At 62.3% G+C, this 16,582-nt stretch carries 16 protein-coding genes; all 16 read right to left on the minus strand.

Translation table 11 applies throughout. The features are described from left to right. Positions 1-19: 19 nt before the first annotated feature. Positions 20-949 (minus strand): catechol 2,3-dioxygenase, encoded by a 930-nt coding sequence (locus AC2S9W_RS16910; protein WP_449328132.1) that lies wholly within the window; start codon positions 947-949, stop codon positions 20-22. A gap of 269 nt (positions 950-1,218) precedes the next feature. Continuing rightward, positions 1,219-1,935: an NAD(P)H-dependent oxidoreductase gene (locus tag AC2S9W_RS16915; RefSeq protein WP_449328131.1), complete on the minus strand. Its 717-nt coding sequence runs from the start codon at positions 1,933-1,935 to the stop codon at positions 1,219-1,221. Positions 1,936-2,310: 375 nt separating this feature from the next. Further along, positions 2,311-2,742 carry a tautomerase family protein gene (locus AC2S9W_RS16920; RefSeq protein ID WP_486571314.1) on the minus strand — a complete coding sequence of 144 codons (432 nt, stop codon included), beginning with the start codon at positions 2,740-2,742 and terminating at the stop codon, positions 2,311-2,313. Positions 2,743-2,751: 9 nt separating this feature from the next. After that, positions 2,752-3,501, minus strand: coding sequence for an SDR family oxidoreductase (locus AC2S9W_RS16925; RefSeq protein WP_449328129.1), 750 nt, complete (start codon positions 3,499-3,501; stop codon positions 2,752-2,754). Between the two features lie 3 nt (positions 3,502-3,504). Next, positions 3,505-4,497, minus strand: coding sequence for a catechol 2,3-dioxygenase (locus AC2S9W_RS16930; protein ID WP_449328128.1), 993 nt, complete (start codon positions 4,495-4,497; stop codon positions 3,505-3,507). Further along, positions 4,437-4,850, minus strand: a complete 414-nt coding sequence (locus AC2S9W_RS16935; RefSeq protein ID WP_449328127.1) for a 2Fe-2S iron-sulfur cluster-binding protein — start codon at positions 4,848-4,850, stop codon at positions 4,437-4,439. Before AC2S9W_RS16935 ends, AC2S9W_RS16930 begins: the two co-directional genes overlap by 61 nt. Before the next feature lie 92 nt (positions 4,851-4,942). After that, a complete protein-coding gene (locus AC2S9W_RS16940; RefSeq protein WP_449328126.1) occupies positions 4,943-5,404 on the minus strand; it encodes a GlcG/HbpS family heme-binding protein in 462 nt (153 codons plus the stop codon). A 2-nt stretch (positions 5,405-5,406) separates the two neighbouring features. Beyond that, on the minus strand, positions 5,407-6,462 hold the full coding sequence (locus tag AC2S9W_RS16945; RefSeq protein WP_449328903.1) for an NADH:ubiquinone reductase (Na(+)-transporting) subunit F: 1,056 nt from the start codon (positions 6,460-6,462) through the stop codon (positions 5,407-5,409). 5 nt (positions 6,463-6,467) lie between these two features. Beyond that, positions 6,468-6,824 (minus strand): phenol hydroxylase subunit P4, encoded by a 357-nt coding sequence (locus AC2S9W_RS16950; RefSeq protein WP_449328125.1) that lies wholly within the window; start codon positions 6,822-6,824, stop codon positions 6,468-6,470. A gap of 70 nt (positions 6,825-6,894) precedes the next feature. After that, positions 6,895-8,409 (minus strand): YHS domain-containing protein, encoded by a 1,515-nt coding sequence (locus AC2S9W_RS16955; RefSeq protein ID WP_449328124.1) that lies wholly within the window; start codon positions 8,407-8,409, stop codon positions 6,895-6,897. Positions 8,410-8,423: 14 nt separating this feature from the next. After that, the gene (locus tag AC2S9W_RS16960; protein ID WP_449328123.1) at positions 8,424-8,693 is read right to left on the minus strand and encodes an MmoB/DmpM family protein; all 270 of its coding nucleotides are present in this window, start codon (positions 8,691-8,693) and stop codon (positions 8,424-8,426) included. Between the two features lie 12 nt (positions 8,694-8,705). Beyond that, the gene (locus AC2S9W_RS16965; RefSeq protein ID WP_486571315.1) at positions 8,706-9,698 is read right to left on the minus strand and encodes a ferritin family protein; all 993 of its coding nucleotides are present in this window, start codon (positions 9,696-9,698) and stop codon (positions 8,706-8,708) included. Then, complete coding sequence (locus tag AC2S9W_RS16970; protein ID WP_449328121.1) at positions 9,698-10,039, minus strand: phenol hydroxylase subunit; 342 nt, start codon at positions 10,037-10,039, stop codon at positions 9,698-9,700. Before AC2S9W_RS16970 ends, AC2S9W_RS16965 begins: the two co-directional genes overlap by 1 nt. Before the next feature lie 200 nt (positions 10,040-10,239). Then, positions 10,240-11,934, minus strand: coding sequence for a sigma 54-interacting transcriptional regulator (locus tag AC2S9W_RS16975; RefSeq protein ID WP_449328120.1), 1,695 nt, complete (start codon positions 11,932-11,934; stop codon positions 10,240-10,242). Positions 11,935-12,078: 144 nt separating this feature from the next. Continuing rightward, positions 12,079-14,622: a TonB-dependent receptor gene (locus tag AC2S9W_RS16980; RefSeq protein WP_486571316.1), complete on the minus strand. Its 2,544-nt coding sequence runs from the start codon at positions 14,620-14,622 to the stop codon at positions 12,079-12,081. A 171-nt stretch (positions 14,623-14,793) separates the two neighbouring features. Then, entirely contained in the window at positions 14,794-16,542 is a 1,749-nt protein-coding gene (locus tag AC2S9W_RS16985) for an acyl-CoA dehydrogenase family protein (protein WP_449328118.1), read from the minus strand. Between the last annotated feature and the right edge of the window lie 40 nt (positions 16,543-16,582).

Here is a 16,582-nt window from a genome sequence, read left to right on the forward strand (position 1 = left end):
TCATATTATTATGAAACTATCAACTCACTATTGTCAGGAAGCTTTCGTGAAGCTTGCGCTGAGGATAATCAAGCCCCTGACCAAAGTGATCGAAGGACCACGTCAGAGGCTCGTAGTCCGGATAAGGTAGATGCCCGCCCATGAAGGTTTCGAAACGATTGCCTGACGGATCCCAAGCATAGATCGTGCAGCCGCGCGTCACGCCATGGCGTGTCGGACCGATATCGACTGGAACCTCGTTCATCGACATAATGTCGCCAGCTCGCAGGACCTTTTCCCAGCTTTCCATGAGAAACGAGACGTGATGCAGCTTTCCGGGCTCGGGATATTCAGCAAACGCTATATCGTGGACCTTCTGTCCGCAGGAGAGCCAGATAGCTGCGTTGCCGTTCCCATCGGGTGTGAGCACGCGCTCGACCAGGTAGAAGCCGAGCACTTCAACGAACAGGTCGTGCACCTTGGCGATATCGGGACCATAAAGCAGGGCATGATCGAACCGGACCGGGCCGATCCCATGTTCGGCGCTCAACCGCCACGGTGCGGGATTGACCATGCCGATGCCGTTGCCGACAGAGGTCTTGGTCGCATAGAGTTCAATGGTGTGGCCTGAAGGGATCGTGAAACACACGCGCCGCCCGGTTTCGAGCAGATCGCCGGCGGGCATCCATTCTGTGGCGACGCCATAAGCGTTCAGATCTGAGTTCAATCGGTCAAGCGTAGCTTCGTCCCGTACCTTGAAGGCGAGACTATCGATTCCCGCCCGGTCGCATTCGCGCAGAATGAGGCTGTGGTGGTCGCGCTCGTCCCAGCACTTCAGGAAAACCCTGCCTGAACTGTCACGACCGGTTTCCTCAAGCCCCAGAACATCGCGGTAAAATTGAACCGCCTTGTCCAGTTCCAGGACTCTGATCTGCGCATGTCCAGGGCGCAGTACGCCATCAAGTGCCATATCCACTCCCTCAATACCATCCGATCCGCTATTCGCGCCGAAACACCGTTCGCGCGACGTGCCCGAATTTCATGAATTAGCATCGACTGCCCCTCTGGCCGCCTCCTGCCTTTGCAGGTCCATCGGCGTTTCCAGATCAAAGTCCCCGGGGACGTCAACTTGTTTGCACTAAGGCGACTAGGCCTTTCATGAGTTGCGAGCAAATACCATTTTCCCGCTGCATTGTTACCTTTTCGGTATCACTTGGTCGAAAGTTGTCCCTGCTCTCCTCAGGTGAGAGGCAAAGGCAAAAATTGCGCATCGAAGACAGCCAGATCGGGCATCGCCAACAGCTCGCGCTCGTCCAGACGAGCGACAGCCGATTCAAGCGACGCGAGAATTTCCTGGCGTCCTTCGGGACTCAGATAAGGGACGTGATAAGCAACGAACGGCTCGATCACCTCGAAGCCGACATAGCCCAGCGCGCCCTGGAGGAAAGGTCGCAGCATTCCGGTCACGAGCTCACCGTGGATCGATCCGGGGCCGAACATATGCTGGCGCCCGCCAAGGCTGAACGCCGCGAAAGCCCGCTTCCCGGCCATGCCGCCCGAGCCGTAGATATGCCGGCCCCGGTAGAACGTCCCCGATACGAAAACCCGGTCGATCCACCCCTTCAAGATCGCGGGAACACCGAACCAGAACAGCGGAAAGGTGAAGATGACGAGGTCTGCGGCCAGGATCTTGGCTATCTCGAGGCTGATATCGGACGCGATGGTGCCGGTCTCGTAGGCATGGCGTTGCTCCAGAGCGTAAACCAGATGCCCTGAATCCTTCCGGGCAGAAAAATCCGCTGGCGACAAGACGGGATTGAAGCCCATTGCATAGAGGTCTGAATGCGCGATCCGCCACCCATCGGCGGCCAGGCGCCCGGCAATTCTGTCGCGCATCGCCGTAACGAACGAATCTGTTTCCGAATGCGCATGAACGAGAAGTGCTGTTCCAGACATATATGGATTTCCAATGCTTCGCTTCGTCGTGATGCCTGCATGTCGACGCGATCAAGGCTCTCAGCCGGACGGCTTGAATCGTGATTTTGCCGATGGACGATGGTCTCACGGGAGGCGCCGACCGATCGCATCGCTGCCGACCGGTTGCTTGCCTACGTCCTCACCCGCCGATGGACTCGGCCTCACGGCTCCGTCGTTCGAACCGTGCGACGCCTCCCCGCCATCGCCAAAGGCCCGAAGATGGATGCAACCATAGGCTTCAAGCCACCGCACCAACCACCCTGCGCCCATGCGCAACACGCCTTGCCAGCTCGTCACGTCGCGCTCCTACCGCGATGCCGCCCGTGGCGCATTGTCACAGGGTGCCCGGCACTCTCAGCTTCCTTTGGCGCGCCGTTCTGTTTCGCCGGCGCGGACCATGCTGGCGGGCTCCCCGGCGATGCACCAGTTCTCCGGCGCGATCGAGATCACCTGCCCGCGGACATGGCGGCGTTCGCAGCGACAGTGCTCCACGATCAGATCGGTGAATCCGCGCAGCAAGGTGTGAAGCTGCTCCTGTGGCCTTCCCGCCAGCGCCAGGCAGGTGAAGTAGGGCGCATCTGCTCCTCCTTCCGACGCCAGCACGCCTGCGGTCGCCCAATGCTGCGGCCGATGCAGTGAGACGAAAGCCCTTACGCGGTCCAGAGGTAGAGGATCGACGGCAGGATACAGCGTCCGGACATAGAAATCGGTCGCCTGTTCGAGCAACGCGCCGATGTCACCTTCGGATTGCCGTCCCTCGGTCAGATGGAACTCGACAATGGGCATTTCGTCTCCTCAAGGAATGGCGTGGCGACGCCCTGCATCGAGCATCATGGTCGAGCCGGCGAATGCGTCGGCCCGTGGGTCGAGAAGCAAAGCGATCGCCCAGGCCACGGACTCGACCGACGTGAATGCTCCGATCGCGGAGTCCGCTCGCATGCGATCGAGCATCACTTCGAAGCTCACGCCCTCCTTCTCGGCGCGCGCCCTGGCGATGCCGTGCAGGCGGTCGGTATCCGCCGGCCCCGGCGCAACGAGATGAGCCGTCACACCGAGCTCGCCATAGGCCCAGCTCATCTGCCGCACGAGATTGGCAAGCGCCGCATTGGCGACGCCCGCGGTCGCGGCATAGGCAGTCGGCTCGAAGCCATAATGGCCCCCGATCGCGACGAGACGCGATCCCCGCCGCAGATTCGGTTCGGCGGCCCGCACCAGGCGAACGAAGCCTCCGACCTTGATATTGCAGGCCTCGACCAGCGCCGCCGTGGGCGCGGCGCGCACGCCACCCGCCACCGTCACCCCCGGAGCATGGACCACCATGGCCACCGGCGCGGTGATCGCAGCGCCGATCGCCGCGATCGCCGCGTCATCGGCCATATCGGCGATGACGGCCCGAAACCTGTCGCCATGCCGTTCGCCAAGCGCGGCGAGCGATGCCGGGTTTCGGGCGATGCCGAGAACGTCGATGCCGGCACCAACGAGGTCCGCCACGATGGCTTGCCCGAGCGCGCCGCCCGCACCGACGACGATTGCCTGTTCGCGCATCGGTCAGGTCACCACATTAAGGAAGCTGGGAACGACGACGTTGCCCTGGCTGAACAGGGCGTTCCCGAATTTCGAGGTATCCCAGATCAGCGCCGGATTGTCCGGATAGTAGACATAGCCGCCGGTGAAGACCTCGTTCCTGTTGCCCGACGGATCGAAGAAATAGACCGTGGCGCCGCGGGTCACGCCGTGGCGGTTCGGCCCGAAATCGATGGGAATGTCATATTTCCCCATGCGATCCGCAGCGTGATAGAGATCGCTGACGGACTCCAGCAGGAACGACATATGATGGAGCTTGCCGTCCTCGGGCTGGGCGACGAAGGCGATATCATGCGGCTTGTTCGAACAAGACACGAATGTGGCCAGGGCTGCGCGGGATTCGTGATCCTGCAATTCCTCGGTGAGGTTGAATCCGAACACCTTGATGAACAAATCGCGCGACGCGGCGATATCCCGTCCGCCGAGCAGGCAATGGTCCAGACGGATGATGCGCATGCCCTTGATGTAGCCATCGTCGGGGATCGTTCCCGGATTGGCCGCATCCATGCCGTTGCCGACCTGCTCCTTGAAGGCATAGAGTTGGCAGACATGGCCTGTGGGGAGCGTGAACTCGACGCGCCGTCCGCTGCGGGCGTAGGTTCCAGACGGGATCTGGCGGGTTTTGACGCCATAGTCCCGCAGCCGCCGGTCGAGCTCGGACAATGCGTCGTCATCGAGAACCTTGAACGCGACATAATCGACGCCGCAATGGTCAGCAGGGCGGATGACGACCGAGTGGCAATCATGCTCGTCCCAGGCCTTGTAGTAGGTTTTGCCATCGTCATCGCGGCCCGTTTCGATCAGGCCCAGATAGTCGCCATAGTGCCGGCGCGAGGCCTCGATATCGAGAACCCGCACACAAATTTCGCCCAGCCTCAGGACGCCGTGGATAGACATCAATTTTCTCCAGGATTTTCTGGCGCGGCGTCGCCACGCTTGGGTTCCGGCTTTCGCCACACTTTGAGCGGAAGCACTTCGATTTCCAGGTCGCCCTGGGGAATGATCCTGCAGGCCAGCACAATTCCCGTCGCCTCATCGGCCTGCGAGATACGGCTCCGGCTCATGGGCAAAGCCCGATAAAGACCGCCAATCACGCGGATGCGGCAAATTCCGCAGCCTCCGCCACGGCAGCCTACGGTTACGGCCGAGGTGCCAGCGGCGATCATACCATGCAGCAACGGGATATCGGCCTGGGCGAGAAACTGGAACGACGTTCCGGCCACCCGCACACGAAACCGGTGGCCTGGCTCTGCAGCCGAGCGCCCCATCATCTCTTGTGCTGCCGCCATGCTGGCGGAATCGGGTGCCATTGTTTCGTCCTTCTCCCACCTCTTGAGGTACTGCCTCCGCACGATACTCTCCAATACCTTAGCGTGCAGCCCGCGATACGGTTTGCGTATTCTCAACCAGTTCCGGCCTGCTGAAGTCCGGCCGCTGCGATTTGCTCGTCCTCCTGCGCGGATCCGCCCGACACACCAATCGCACCCAGGCAGTGCGCCCCTTGCAGGATGGGGATGCCGCCCGGAACGACAGTCAAGCGCGGGCGCCGCAAGAGGCCGTCGCGCACACTGTCCTCGGCCTGCGCCAGCATGTCGCCAAGGCCGCGTGTCGAGAGTGAAAACCCCGCCGCGGTCCATGCCTTGTCGATCGCGAGTTCGGTCGAGATGAGGAACGCGCCGGGCAGCCTGAGGAACGCGGCCAACGCCCCCGCGGTATCGACAACCGCTACAGAGGCCCGAACGCCAAGGCGTTCACACTCGGCGCGCGCCGCGGCAAGCACCTGCTCCAGCACTTCGCCAGGCAGCGCCTCGGGCGCGAAGGAACCCCCGCCCCTCCCCGCCTCATCTTTCTGGCCCTGTTTCATCGTCAGATCGACCGGAACAGGGGCGAGCGGATCTGTTGGGCATCCGCTGCCGAAATGAACTTCTCGGTGTAGATGTCCCGTTCGAACAGCCGCCCCTGCATCAGCGTCGCGATGCAGGCCTCGATCATCAACGGCGGGCCGCACAGATAGGCCTTGTGCCCCCGGAAGTCGCCGCCGAAGTGGCGCTGCGCCAGTTCATGGACGAAGCCGCGCTCGCCCTGCCAGGCGCTGTCGTCCGGCTCGCGCGACAACACCGGTAAATAGGTGAAATTGGCATGGCTGGCGGCAGCCTCGAGAAACTCGTTGTGATAGTAGAGTTCCTCGCCGCTGCGCTGACCATAGATCAGTGTGATTGGCAGGTCGCAATTCTGCGCCAGCAGATCGAGGATCATCGAACGGGGGCTCGACAGACCCGAGCCGCCGGCCATGAACAGCATCGGCACGTTCGCGGACTTGCGCACGAAGAAGCGGCCATAGGGGCCGGTGACCTTAATCGGATCCCCTTCGCGCAAGACCTCGTGAACATAAGCGGTCCCGGCGCCGCCCGGTACGAGCCTGATGTTGAGCTCGATCAACTGCCCATCGCCCGGCGCGCTGGCGATCGAGAAGGCGCGCGTGCCGATGCCGTCCGGCAAGACAAGATTGATATATTGGCCGGCCTGGAAGTGGAGAGGTTGACCGAGATCGATCCACAGGCCTTTGATTGTCGGCGTCAGGCTTTCGATCCGGGTCACTCGGCCAGCGAAGTCGCGGATCGGGATGACCTCGGCGTCGGGATCCTCATCAACGTCCGCCTCGATCGTGACATCCTCCTCGACGGTGGCGCAGCAGGCCAGCGTGTTGCCCTCGTCCCGCTCAAAATCCATGAGCGCGAAGCTGGAGGCATCTCCATGGTCCACCTCGCCGTCGACGACGCGCACCTTGCAGGTGGCGCACAGACCATGGCCGCAGGCATGGGGAAGATATATGCCGGCGCGCAGGGCGGCATCGAGAATGGTCTGCCCCTCCTCGATCGGCACGCTCGCGCCCAGCGGCTCTATCGTCAGTTCATGAGCCATGGCGTTCAGGGCTTGGGGAAAAGCGCGCTGGGAAACAGGGTGATCATGCGGATATGATCCTTGTGCCCGATCCCGTTGGCTTCCAGCGTGGCCGCGAAATCCGGCGCGAACGGCTTGTCGCCATTCAGCCATTCGACACCGTTCCAGTCGATCTCACCGGCCTGGGGATCGGACACTAGAAGCGGCTTGACCCGGTCTTCGATCAGCTGGCCGAAGGTAACGTCCCTCGGCGTGAACAGCAGGAACGGCGCCGCGAACAGCAGGTGCTGCTCCCAGCTGAAATAGGTGATGATGTTGTCGCCGAATATCTCTTCACGATCGCGCGAAGGAAACTTGTATGTCCCGATAGCCTTGACCGACATGATGGGTCCTTTCTACGAATGCAGTGGTGTCAGGGGCGCGGGCGTCGCGGAGCGCTGTCCGCGCCTGGCCTCAGGCGGAAGCTCTCTGCCGCCAGGTCTCGAAATTGGCGCGGTCCTCGGACGTCGAATAGTCGCCATTGTCGATCCCGGGCCGCAGGCCGACCCACTCCATCCATTTGCCGAGGTCGCCGAAGTTGGGCGCGGCGAACAGCTGGTTCATCGGCAGCCATGCCTGGACGAACTTCTCGGGCTCATGCTCGAAAATGTCCTTGCAGCCGTCGGAGCAGAAGTGGAACTTCTCGCCTTCGTAGACAGTCTCGCGATAGCAATGGCGCGTCGGATCGCCCGGTTCGGTGAAGACGACAGGGAGCTGGCAGGTCTGGCACAGCTTGGCGAGGCCATAGTTGGCGTAGGGCGTGCCGGCCGCCGCCATCTGGTTGATGTGCTCCCAGCGCGGCCGGTAGTAGCGATCGAAAGTGTCCGGATATTTCTTCGAGAGCCAGTCCATGTCCTGCTCGTTCGGGATCCATGCATGGAAGGCCGTGCCGAAGCTCCACTGGTAAAGCCCAAGCATGAACTGATGGGTGACATGCTCGGATGCCTCGCTGGCCAGGTCCCAGCCCTTGGGCGGGCGGATGCCATAGCGGGCGAGATCACGGAACAGCGCGCCGCCATTCTCGACGCCATAGATCTCCCACGCTTCCTTCCAGCTCATCACGCGCTTGGGCAGCATGTAATCCATCATCGTGCCGACGAGCGAGAGCATCCGCATTCCGCGCCAGAACCATTTGTCGAGCCAGCCCTGCACGATCGGCAGGTTGTCGGGGTCCTGCTCGAGCATGAACTTGATGCACTCGAGGCCCAGTGTCATGTGCCGCGCTTCGTCCGACTGCGCGGAGAAGCCGAAGGTCACGGTGGCCATGTCGCCATTGTAGGCGGCGCCAGACATGAACGGGACGAACAGCAGGTTGGTCAGGACATATTCGAAGGCGAAGCCGATCGCGGTAATGAATTCGAACGGCCCGGCGGACATGGCATCGTCGAAGAAGGAGCGCGCGACCGAGGTGTACCAGATACGGTCGCGGCCGTCGGCGAAGGCATGGAAGCCGTTATAATATTTGTTGTAGTTGGATGCGGCGTGGATCTGGGTCTGCGCGTGGCGGATTTCATCGAGCGACTGCATCTGGCAGGCGACCTGCGTGCCGACGCCCTCGAACTCGCGGCCGATGCGCGCGAAGCCCTTGTGCGCGCAATATTCTCCGGGGCTGATCGCCTGGATGAAGATCTTGAGCGCGGTCAGGTAGCGCGCATCGGTGATATTGAGATGCCCGTTGTTCTGGGCATGGGCATCGAGAATGGCGTAATATTTGCGCTCCTTCTCCGCCTGGTATTTCCAGTAGGCATCCATGGTCAGGCGGAAGGGATCCTCCCATTTGTCCCAATCATGGATCTTGATCCCCTCATAACGGGTGTAGGGGAAAAGCGCCTCCTTCGACTGATAGGTGGGCTCCCATCCCAGGTCACGGGTGAGCAGGCGATAGCGCTCCTTGATGCCGAGCTTGGGCGCCGGGGTTTGCATGTCCATGATCGGGTATCCTCTCAATTGTTCCAGCTCAGCACGAGCCGGTCGTCGTCCTCGTCGACGTGGCCCGACAGGGTCACGAGGTTGATGTGAAGTTCCTGGAGATCGAAGCGCCGGCCGATCAGCTCCTCGATCGTCTCGCGCTTGATCGTCATTTCATCGGGCGCCGCGACGCGCACCATTGCCGGCTGATTTTCCACTTCGGCGGCCGGATTGTCCTGCACGATCGCTTCGATGATCGGACGGGTTTCCTCGTTGGCCTGAAACACAATGAACACGGTCGACATGATTATCTCTCCTCAGAGCGCGAGGCCGGCCTTGGCGGCCCGCTTGCGCAGGCTGTCCTGCGCCTCGGCGATCACGGCGTCCGCGCCCTCGCCCAGCACCGGCTCCACGACAGGCAGAAGCGCCGCGGCGGCGCGCGCGCTCCAGCTTGCGAACCATTCCGCGAGCGCGGCGGCATTGCCCTCGCTCTCTGCGGCGGCGATCTTGAGCACGCTGTCCACCCACTTGGCGGTTTCCGCGTACCAATCGACCTGGAACTGGGTGACCATGCTTATCGCCGAGGCGCCTCTGGCCGAGAGAACGCCATCGATCAGCGTTTCATAGACGACCGGATACAACAGGCCGTCGATGGCGAAGTTCTGCGCGACGAACAGTTCTACCGGATCGCGCACCACCATCGTGTCTTCGGCGAGCCTCCGCAGTGGCTGCCAGACATCCGCCCCGATCCATGCCTCGCGCCCGGCGGACAGCGCCTCGGCTCCACCGAACAAGAGGCCAGCGCGCGAGATATATTGCGCGATCGCCAGCGCATCCATGCCCTGATAGAGGCAGGGCTGAGTAAAGGTCGTGCCCACGCCGTACCCGGCGATCAGCACATTGTTCTGGTTAGAAGCCCAGGCCGCATGACGCAGCGGCACCAACACGGCGAGCGCAGCGCTCGACACATCGACCGGCACGGACTGGTGCAACCCCCGGCTCTCGACGAAGGCGAAGGCGCCTTCAACCGCTTCCTGCTGGCGAGCCCTCGTCAATGTATAGGTGCTGTAGAAATATTGACGGGGATCCTTGAAGGCGTCCCAGTCCGCCATCTTCACCCGCGAACTCTGGGTATCGTAGAGTTCCTGGTCCGGCGCCCATGTCGGGCGGTAGTGCAGATTCTCCTTCGCCTGGATATCGTAGGAGGCTTCCTGATAACGAGAGGCCGGCTTGTCGCCGAACCGCCGCACGAGATTGTCAAAGGTCTTGCGCTTCGGCTCGATCTGGATGGTCTTGAGGTCGATCTGCATCATTGCTCTCCAGGCAGGCTGGCCTGCCGCTCTATGAGGTGCTGGACGTCCGATGGGCGCCACGACATCGCGACCGCTTCGTCCCCCTGGGCAGCGTCACGGCTCGCCGTGACCAGGGTGGCCTGCTGGTCTGCGCAGAATTGGCGAAAATCTTCAGGTGGCAGCATCATCTCGACGCTGAGCGCGAGGTCGCCCACGCCGAAGTCGAATTCGACCAGACCGCGCCGCTCGCCGTTCACGCGCACGAACTTGCGCGACGGATCAAACACCGTGTCACTAGACGAGGCATGAGCGCCGCTCTCGTAGCTTCTCGCGGTTTGTGCCGGGCTTTCGCCTTCCATGACCTGCAGACCTTTCCCATCCTGTTTTGTCGCGCCTTTTCGACAGGGCGCGAGACCTGTTCAGCAAGGCCCGTGCCACTTTGCAAAATGAGCGGATATTGGGGGAAATTCGAAGGTGAAGCCCGGCGGGCGGCGGGATCTCAGGACATATTTGTCATGTCCGGTCGACTACCGGACCAAAAATGTCACGAGGCCGACGATCACACGCCCTGCTTGTTGAGGCGGTATGTGAGTTGGCGCTTCGAGAGGTTGAGCATCCTGGCCGCATCGGCGAGATTGCCGCCGGTCTTGCGTAGCGCGAGTTCGACCATCATCTGCTCGTGCGCGGCGAGATCGAAGCCGTCGACAAGCATGTCCTCGAGCATCTTCTCGCACGATGCCGCCGGTTTGTGAACGAGCGCCCCACCCCGGCTCACGCCGATCGCGCCCTCTTCACCCCGGAGCAATTCGGGCGGCAGTTGCTCGGTGCCGATGACCTGGCCATCATCGACGAGCAGCACCGCGCGCTCAATGACGTTTTCGAGCTCGCGCACGTTCCCCGGCCAATCATAGCCTTCGAGCGTCCAGAGCGCATGATCGGTAAAGCCGACGACCTGCTTGCCATAACGCGGTGAGAAGCGATCGACCAGCATGCGGGCGAGAAGCCCTATATCCCCGCCCCGTTCTCTCAGCGGCGGGATCGCAACCGGATAGGTCGCCAACCGGTAGTAGAGATCAGAGCGGAACCGCCCTTCCCGAATGGCGTCCTCCAGATGCGCATTGGTCGCCGATACGATGCGGACATCCACCTTGATCGGACGCGTATCGCCGAGACGCTCAAGTTCTCCGGTCTGCAACACGCGCAGCAGCTTGACTTGCGCCGCGAGCGGCAGGTCGCCCACCTCGTCGAGGAACAGCGTGCCGCCATCTGCGCGCTCGAAACGCCCCGGCCTCGTTTCATCGGCCCCGGTATAAGCCCCGCGCCGCACGCCGAACAGCTCGGCTTCCACCAAATCGAGTGGGATGGCCGCGCAGTTGATCGCGACAAACGGTCCGGCAGCCCGCGGACCGTTTTCGTGCAGCCAACGGGCAAAGACTTCCTTGCCCACCCCGGTTTCTCCCAGGAGGAGCACATTGATCGCGCTCTGCGCGGCCTTGCCGAGCAATGAGAAGGCGCGGATAAAGGCGGGCGAAGCGCCGATGATCGGCCCCTTCCCCGGTGCCGGCGGCCGGCTTTCGCCGCGGCGCGCGTGCCGCCGGAGTAGGCGCAGTTCCTCCTCTGCCTCCAAACGCCTGAGATCACCATGCTCGAGCCAAAGCTGCTCGATCGGCGAATCGTCGCCCCAACCTTCCGCCGGCCTTCCGACAACCTTGCATTTGGCATGACCCGCGCAGACGCATTCGACCTCGCGGAACAGGATCAATCGCTTGAAATACTCGCTGACATAACCCGATGCATAGCCGGTCAGGCTCCAGCACGCCGTCGGATCTGCCTCATCGAGAGCTAGCCCGAGCTCGGCGTGGGATTCGGCTTCCCAGCTCGAAATCCACTGAACGACGCCCTCTAGGCTCGCAGCTTCCCAGTCGATCGAAAGGTCGACAATATCGGATTTGACCATGCCTTCCAGCGCGTGGATCGCGGGACCCAGACGAAAGGAATCGTAGTCGTCCGCCTTCGTCGCGCGCTTGGCCGCGACGCGGGCGTCGCTCTGACCGCCACGAAAGCCGAAGCGCCAGAGAATGCCTCTGGCCTTGACGCTGCCGAGTTGCTCGATCAGTTCGCGACGCATCTCACCAAGCGTCGTGGCATGCAACAATAGCATACGCGCCTGATCGAACCAGATATGTCCGTCGGCCGTCTGGAACTTCAGGCTTTCGTGAAGCCCATATTGCTCAATCAGGCGATTTTCATCCATTGGATCACACCGCTACCTTCTCCGCGACTATGTTTTCCGGTTTCATGGCAGCAATTGTCCCGAGAATGAAGAGACGGACTGTCCCGCAAGCGCATGTGGCGAAAAGGCGGGAGGTCGCCCAGGCGACCTCCCAAGCAGGGTGGATCAATTGGAATAGCGCAAGGTCAGGAACCACTCACGCGGCCGGCTGAACACACCACTGTAGACCGCTTCCGCATTCGAGAAACCCGAAACGATGATCCGCTTGTCCGTAAGGTTGGTGACGCCGGCCTGCAGCTCAATCCCGCTGTTCGCCATCTTGTAGGTGAGCGACGCATTGAAAAAGCTGTGCGAGGGCGTCATCAGGTCCGCCGTGTTGGTCTCGTCATTGTAGGTCTTGGTCGCAAAGGTCCAGTCGATCCGGGGCGTGAACGAACCGATGCCGGTCTCGATCTCGTAGGACGTGCCGACCTGAGCCGTCCATTTCGGCGTGTTCACGAAATCCTCGTCGCCGGTCAGCGGAATACCGGGCAGGATCTTGGTGTAACGGGCGTTGAGATAGCCGGCGCTGGCATCGAGCGACCAATGCGGCAACAGGGCGGCGTTCATTTCCACTTCGAAGCCGTCGATCTTGCCGTTGCCGCCATTGGCGGTCACCGGCGAGGAGCCGTTGACGAAAGTAAGCTGGATATTCCGATAGTCGGTGTGGAACGCCGCGAAGTTGAGACGCAGCCTGCGGTCGAGCAAGGTGGCCTTCAGGCCGATTTCCGCGGTCTTGGCCTTTTCCGGGCCGAAGGTCGGGGCGGGAAGCGGCTGAAGCGTCGTGGTGTCGAACAACGGCCCGGTCAGGCGCGTCGTCCAGCCCCCCGCCTTGAAGGCGGTCGCATAGGACACATAGGCCATGATGTCCCTGTCGATGTGGTACTCGGCGCCGATGCGGTACGAGAAGTTGTTGAACTTCTGCGTGTTCCGACCCAGCGGATAGAGCCATGTGGGATCGGACGGGTCGGCGAGAACCGACGGCGGCAGCGCCATCAGCCGATAGACGAAGCTGTTCTCGTCCTGCTGCGTGCCCTCGAACCACTTGTTTTCGTGGGTGTAGCGCGCGCCGATCGTGATCCCCAGCCGATCGGGGATCAGCTCGATGTTGTTGTGGGTGTAGATCGCGTAGGACTTGGTGTCGTAGCGGTCATTGGGCGAATTGATCTGCAGCAGGCCACCGGTGAAGCTCACACCTTCGACATGGCTCCCGCTTTCGTGGAAGAAGTAACCGCCGAAGACGTATTTCCAGCGGCCACCGAAGCCCTTGCCGATCAGTTGGAGCTCCTGGGTGAACTGCTGCTCATCATCGCCGAAGGTAGGCTGGAAGGCGCCTGACGGATCGCCGCCGACATCGGCGCCGAAGCGTGAGTCGAGCTTGCGATAGGCCGTGATCGACTTCAGCTGCAGGTTGTCGGCGACATCATATTCGATCTGACCATTGAGGCCCCAGTTCTTCACGATGTTGAAGTTGGCACCCGCCGCATAGGACTTGTCGGGATCGATGCTGCCGTCCGCTTTCCTGACGACGTAGCGACCGTCATAGGGAAGATGCTGGCCGGCCTGACTTGCCAGAGACGGCTGCGTGCCGGTCGGCGAACCCACGTTCCCGCGTATACCGTTGCAGACGTTGGACAGCCCAGGCAAGCCGGCCATGGCCGAAACACCGTCTATCACCGCCTGATTGCCGGTGATGCAGGTGTTGTAGACCGCGACATAGGCATTCTGCTCGACGCGCAGCAACGAGAACGGCGCTGCCTGTTCGTTCACCCGCAGATAGTCGCCGATCAGCCGAACCTTGAGGTTATCGGTCGGCGTCCAGACCAACTTGCCGCGCACGGCCGTCTGGTTCTGGTTGCCCGAACGATCGGGGCGCTTCTGGCTGGTGATCGGGTAGAGATTGCCTTCGAACGAATTGGTGTTGGTCGGACCGCCATAGGCCCCGCCGGTGGCGAGCAGATAGATGGGGTTCTGGTCGGTATAGCCGGTGTAGGGAATGCGCTCCTGGTAGCCATCGCGATGCTTGGTCGAAACGGCAAGGCTCGCGACAAGGCGGTCCTCGACGAGCGGAATGTCGATCGAACCGCGGAAATCGATGCGATTGAAGCGGCCAGTGGTAACTTCCGCCTTGACCTTCAGTTCATTGCCCGGATCTCGGGTGACGATGCTGAGAGCGCCGCCCATCGTATTGCGTCCGAACAGGGTCCCCTGCGGCCCCTTGAGCACCTCGATGCGTTGCAGGTCGAGCAGATCGGCGTTCGCACCGATATTGCGGGCAAGGTAGACGCCATCGATATAGACGCCGACGCCCGGCTCGAGATTGAATGCGAAGTCGTTCTGGCCGATGCCGCGAATGTAGGAAATGAGGACCGAGCTCGATCCGCCGAACTGCGCGGTGCTGCGCAGCGTCACGTTCGGCGCCTGGCCGGCGAGACTGGCGACATCGGTGATGCCCTTGGCCGTCAGCATGTCGCCGGAAACGGCGGTAATGGCGACCGGCACGCTCTGGACGTTCTCGGCGCGCTTCTGGGCAGTGACCACGATCTCCTGCAGCCCGCCTTCGGGCGCCGCTTCCTCGGCCTGCGGCGCGGCCTCCTGCGCAAAGGCGGGCGAAGCCGATGCGGTGATGACCGCGAGCGCGGAAATCCCGAGGCGCAGATATTTCGTCATAATCCCCTCCCTGTTTGGGCGCGCTTCGGGAGAGGAACTCGGAACATGGCCGAGTATATTGAATTTGCCTCTCCAAAGGCGGTGACACTTCAATCCTTGGAAAGGTTCGTTAGTCAGCGGAAGAGATACTATCCAATACCATTTTAGCCGCTCCGCGATGCTCCAAACGTATCACCAAACACCGATGAGGGCCTGGGGCGAAAGGCCATAGAGCCCTTCGGATCCGGCGATCGCGCCGACCTTGCGCCCCAATGCCTCGGGAACGATCCGATCGAGAAAAAAGCGTGTCGTGGCCGCCTTGGCCTGGAGCCATGCGCTGTCCGCATCACCAGCTAGCCCGGCCTTGGCTGCCCTCGCCTGCCGCACCATGAGGCAACCGGCCGTGGCCACGGCCAGCATCGTCAGGAAATCGTGACTTCCCGCCAGGCGATCATCCACGGGACGGCCTTTGAGCCAGGCGAGGACCTCCAGGCACGCCCGAGCCAGAGCACCGAGCAAGGGCTCCTCACCGCATTCTGCGAGAATATCCTCGATCAGATCGCCGATCGCCGCGCCGTCCGCCATCGCGAGCTTGCGTCCCACCAGATCAGCGGCCTGAATGCCGTTGGTTCCCTCGTAGATCGGGGCGATACGGGCATCGCGATAATGCTGGGCAGCGCCCGCCTCCTCGATGTAGCCTATGCCGCCATGCACCTGGATGCCGAGGCTGGCGACCTCGCAGCCAATATCGCTGGCCCAGGATTTTGCCAGAGGGGTCAGGACTTCGGCGCGCGCTGCCGCCTTGCCATCGCCCGCCGAGCCCATATCGATCGCGCCCGCACAGGCATAGGTCAGCGCGCGCGCGGCCTCCGTCAGCGACCTCATCCGGAGCAGCATGCGCCGGACATCCGGATGCTCGATGATCGCCACCGGTCCCGCAGTCGGATCGCTGGCGCGCGCCGACTGGATACGCTGATGAGCATAAGCGAGCGCCTGCTGAGTCGCGCGTTCGGCGATCTGCACGCCCTGGTTGCCGACCAGCAGGCGCGCCTTGTTCATCATCACGAACATCGCCCGCATGCCGCCGCCAAGCTCGCCGACAAGCTCGCCGAGGCATTCCTCGCCGTCTTCGCCATAGGCCATCACGCAGGTCGGAGAGCCATGAATGCCCAGCTTGTGCTCGATGGAAACGCAGCGCACGCCGTTGGGAATGGTCGGCCGCCCCTGATCGTCGAGCCGCAGCTTGGGCACGAGGAACAGGGAAATCCCCTTTGTGCCCGAGGGCGCATCGTTCGTTCGCGCGAGGACGAGATGGACGACATTTTCAACGAGGTCGCATTCGCCGAACGTGATGAAGATCTTCTGGCCGCGAATGCGCCACTGCCCCTCGCCAGCGGCCGGTTCCGCACGCGTCCGCAAGGCCCCGACATCGCTGCCCGCCAAGGGTTCCGTGAGGTTCATCGTGCCGTTCCAACGACCGCTCACGAGATGGGGAAGCCAGACCTTCTTCTGATGGTCGGAGCCGTAGGCTTCGATGGCGTGGATCGCGCCGGAGGAGAGAAGATGGATCAGGCCGAAGCCCATATTGGCTGTGCCAAGCGATTCCATCGCCGCCACGGCCAGAGAGAAAGGCAGCCCCATCCCGCCAAGCTCGGGCGAAACCGCAATGCCGCCCCACCCGCCTTCGACGAACGAACGATAGGCCGTATGAAAGGCCGCCGGCATCTCGACGCGCCCGTTGATCCAGCGCGGCCCGGCCGTGTCGCCCACGCGATTGGTCGGCGCATATTCCCCGGCCGCAAGCGCTGCGATACCCTGCAGCACGGCTGCGACCGTCTCGCTCGTTGCTTCCGCGAAGCGCGCATGCTCTGCAATCCGCGCGAGACCGGCGGCATGCTCGAGCGCGAAGATCTGTTCGGCGACGGGCGGGAAGAAATCCATGGGGCAATCCTTGGTCGATGGCAAAATGCATGCGCTTCGC

It is taken from the genome of Sphingopyxis sp. 550B (assembly GCF_057401805.1).

What these genes read in the sequence shown, in the direction of transcription:
- AC2S9W_RS16920 (WP_486571314.1), bottom strand. Translation starts at nt 2,742, where the DNA reads ATGCCCATTGTCGAGTTCCATCTGACCGAGGGACGGCAATCCGAAGGT.
- AC2S9W_RS16935 (WP_449328127.1), bottom strand. Translation starts at nt 4,850, where the DNA reads ATGGCACCCGATTCCGCCAGCATGGCGGCAGCACAAGAGATGATGGGG.
- AC2S9W_RS16940 (WP_449328126.1), bottom strand. Translation starts at nt 5,404, where the DNA reads ATGAAACAGGGCCAGAAAGATGAGGCGGGGAGGGGCGGGGGTTCCTTC.
- AC2S9W_RS16950 (WP_449328125.1), bottom strand. Translation starts at nt 6,824, where the DNA reads ATGTCGGTCAAGGCTATCGGGACATACAAGTTTCCTTCGCGCGATCGT.
- AC2S9W_RS16980 (WP_486571316.1), bottom strand. Translation starts at nt 14,622, where the DNA reads ATGACGAAATATCTGCGCCTCGGGATTTCCGCGCTCGCGGTCATCACC.
- AC2S9W_RS16945 (WP_449328903.1), bottom strand. Translation starts at nt 6,462, where the DNA reads ATGGCTCATGAACTGACGATAGAGCCGCTGGGCGCGAGCGTGCCGATC.
- AC2S9W_RS16960 (WP_449328123.1), bottom strand. Translation starts at nt 8,693, where the DNA reads ATGTCGACCGTGTTCATTGTGTTTCAGGCCAACGAGGAAACCCGTCCG.
- AC2S9W_RS16985 (WP_449328118.1), bottom strand. Translation starts at nt 16,542, where the DNA reads ATGGATTTCTTCCCGCCCGTCGCCGAACAGATCTTCGCGCTCGAGCAT.
- AC2S9W_RS16970 (WP_449328121.1), bottom strand. Translation starts at nt 10,039, where the DNA reads ATGGAAGGCGAAAGCCCGGCACAAACCGCGAGAAGCTACGAGAGCGGC.
- AC2S9W_RS16915 (WP_449328131.1), bottom strand. Translation starts at nt 1,935, where the DNA reads ATGTCTGGAACAGCACTTCTCGTTCATGCGCATTCGGAAACAGATTCG.
- AC2S9W_RS16910 (WP_449328132.1), bottom strand. Translation starts at nt 949, where the DNA reads ATGGCACTTGATGGCGTACTGCGCCCTGGACATGCGCAGATCAGAGTC.
- AC2S9W_RS16965 (WP_486571315.1), bottom strand. Translation starts at nt 9,698, where the DNA reads ATGCAGATCGACCTCAAGACCATCCAGATCGAGCCGAAGCGCAAGACC.
- AC2S9W_RS16955 (WP_449328124.1), bottom strand. Translation starts at nt 8,409, where the DNA reads ATGGACATGCAAACCCCGGCGCCCAAGCTCGGCATCAAGGAGCGCTAT.
- AC2S9W_RS16975 (WP_449328120.1), bottom strand. Translation starts at nt 11,934, where the DNA reads ATGGATGAAAATCGCCTGATTGAGCAATATGGGCTTCACGAAAGCCTG.
- AC2S9W_RS16925 (WP_449328129.1), bottom strand. Translation starts at nt 3,501, where the DNA reads ATGCGCGAACAGGCAATCGTCGTCGGTGCGGGCGGCGCGCTCGGGCAA.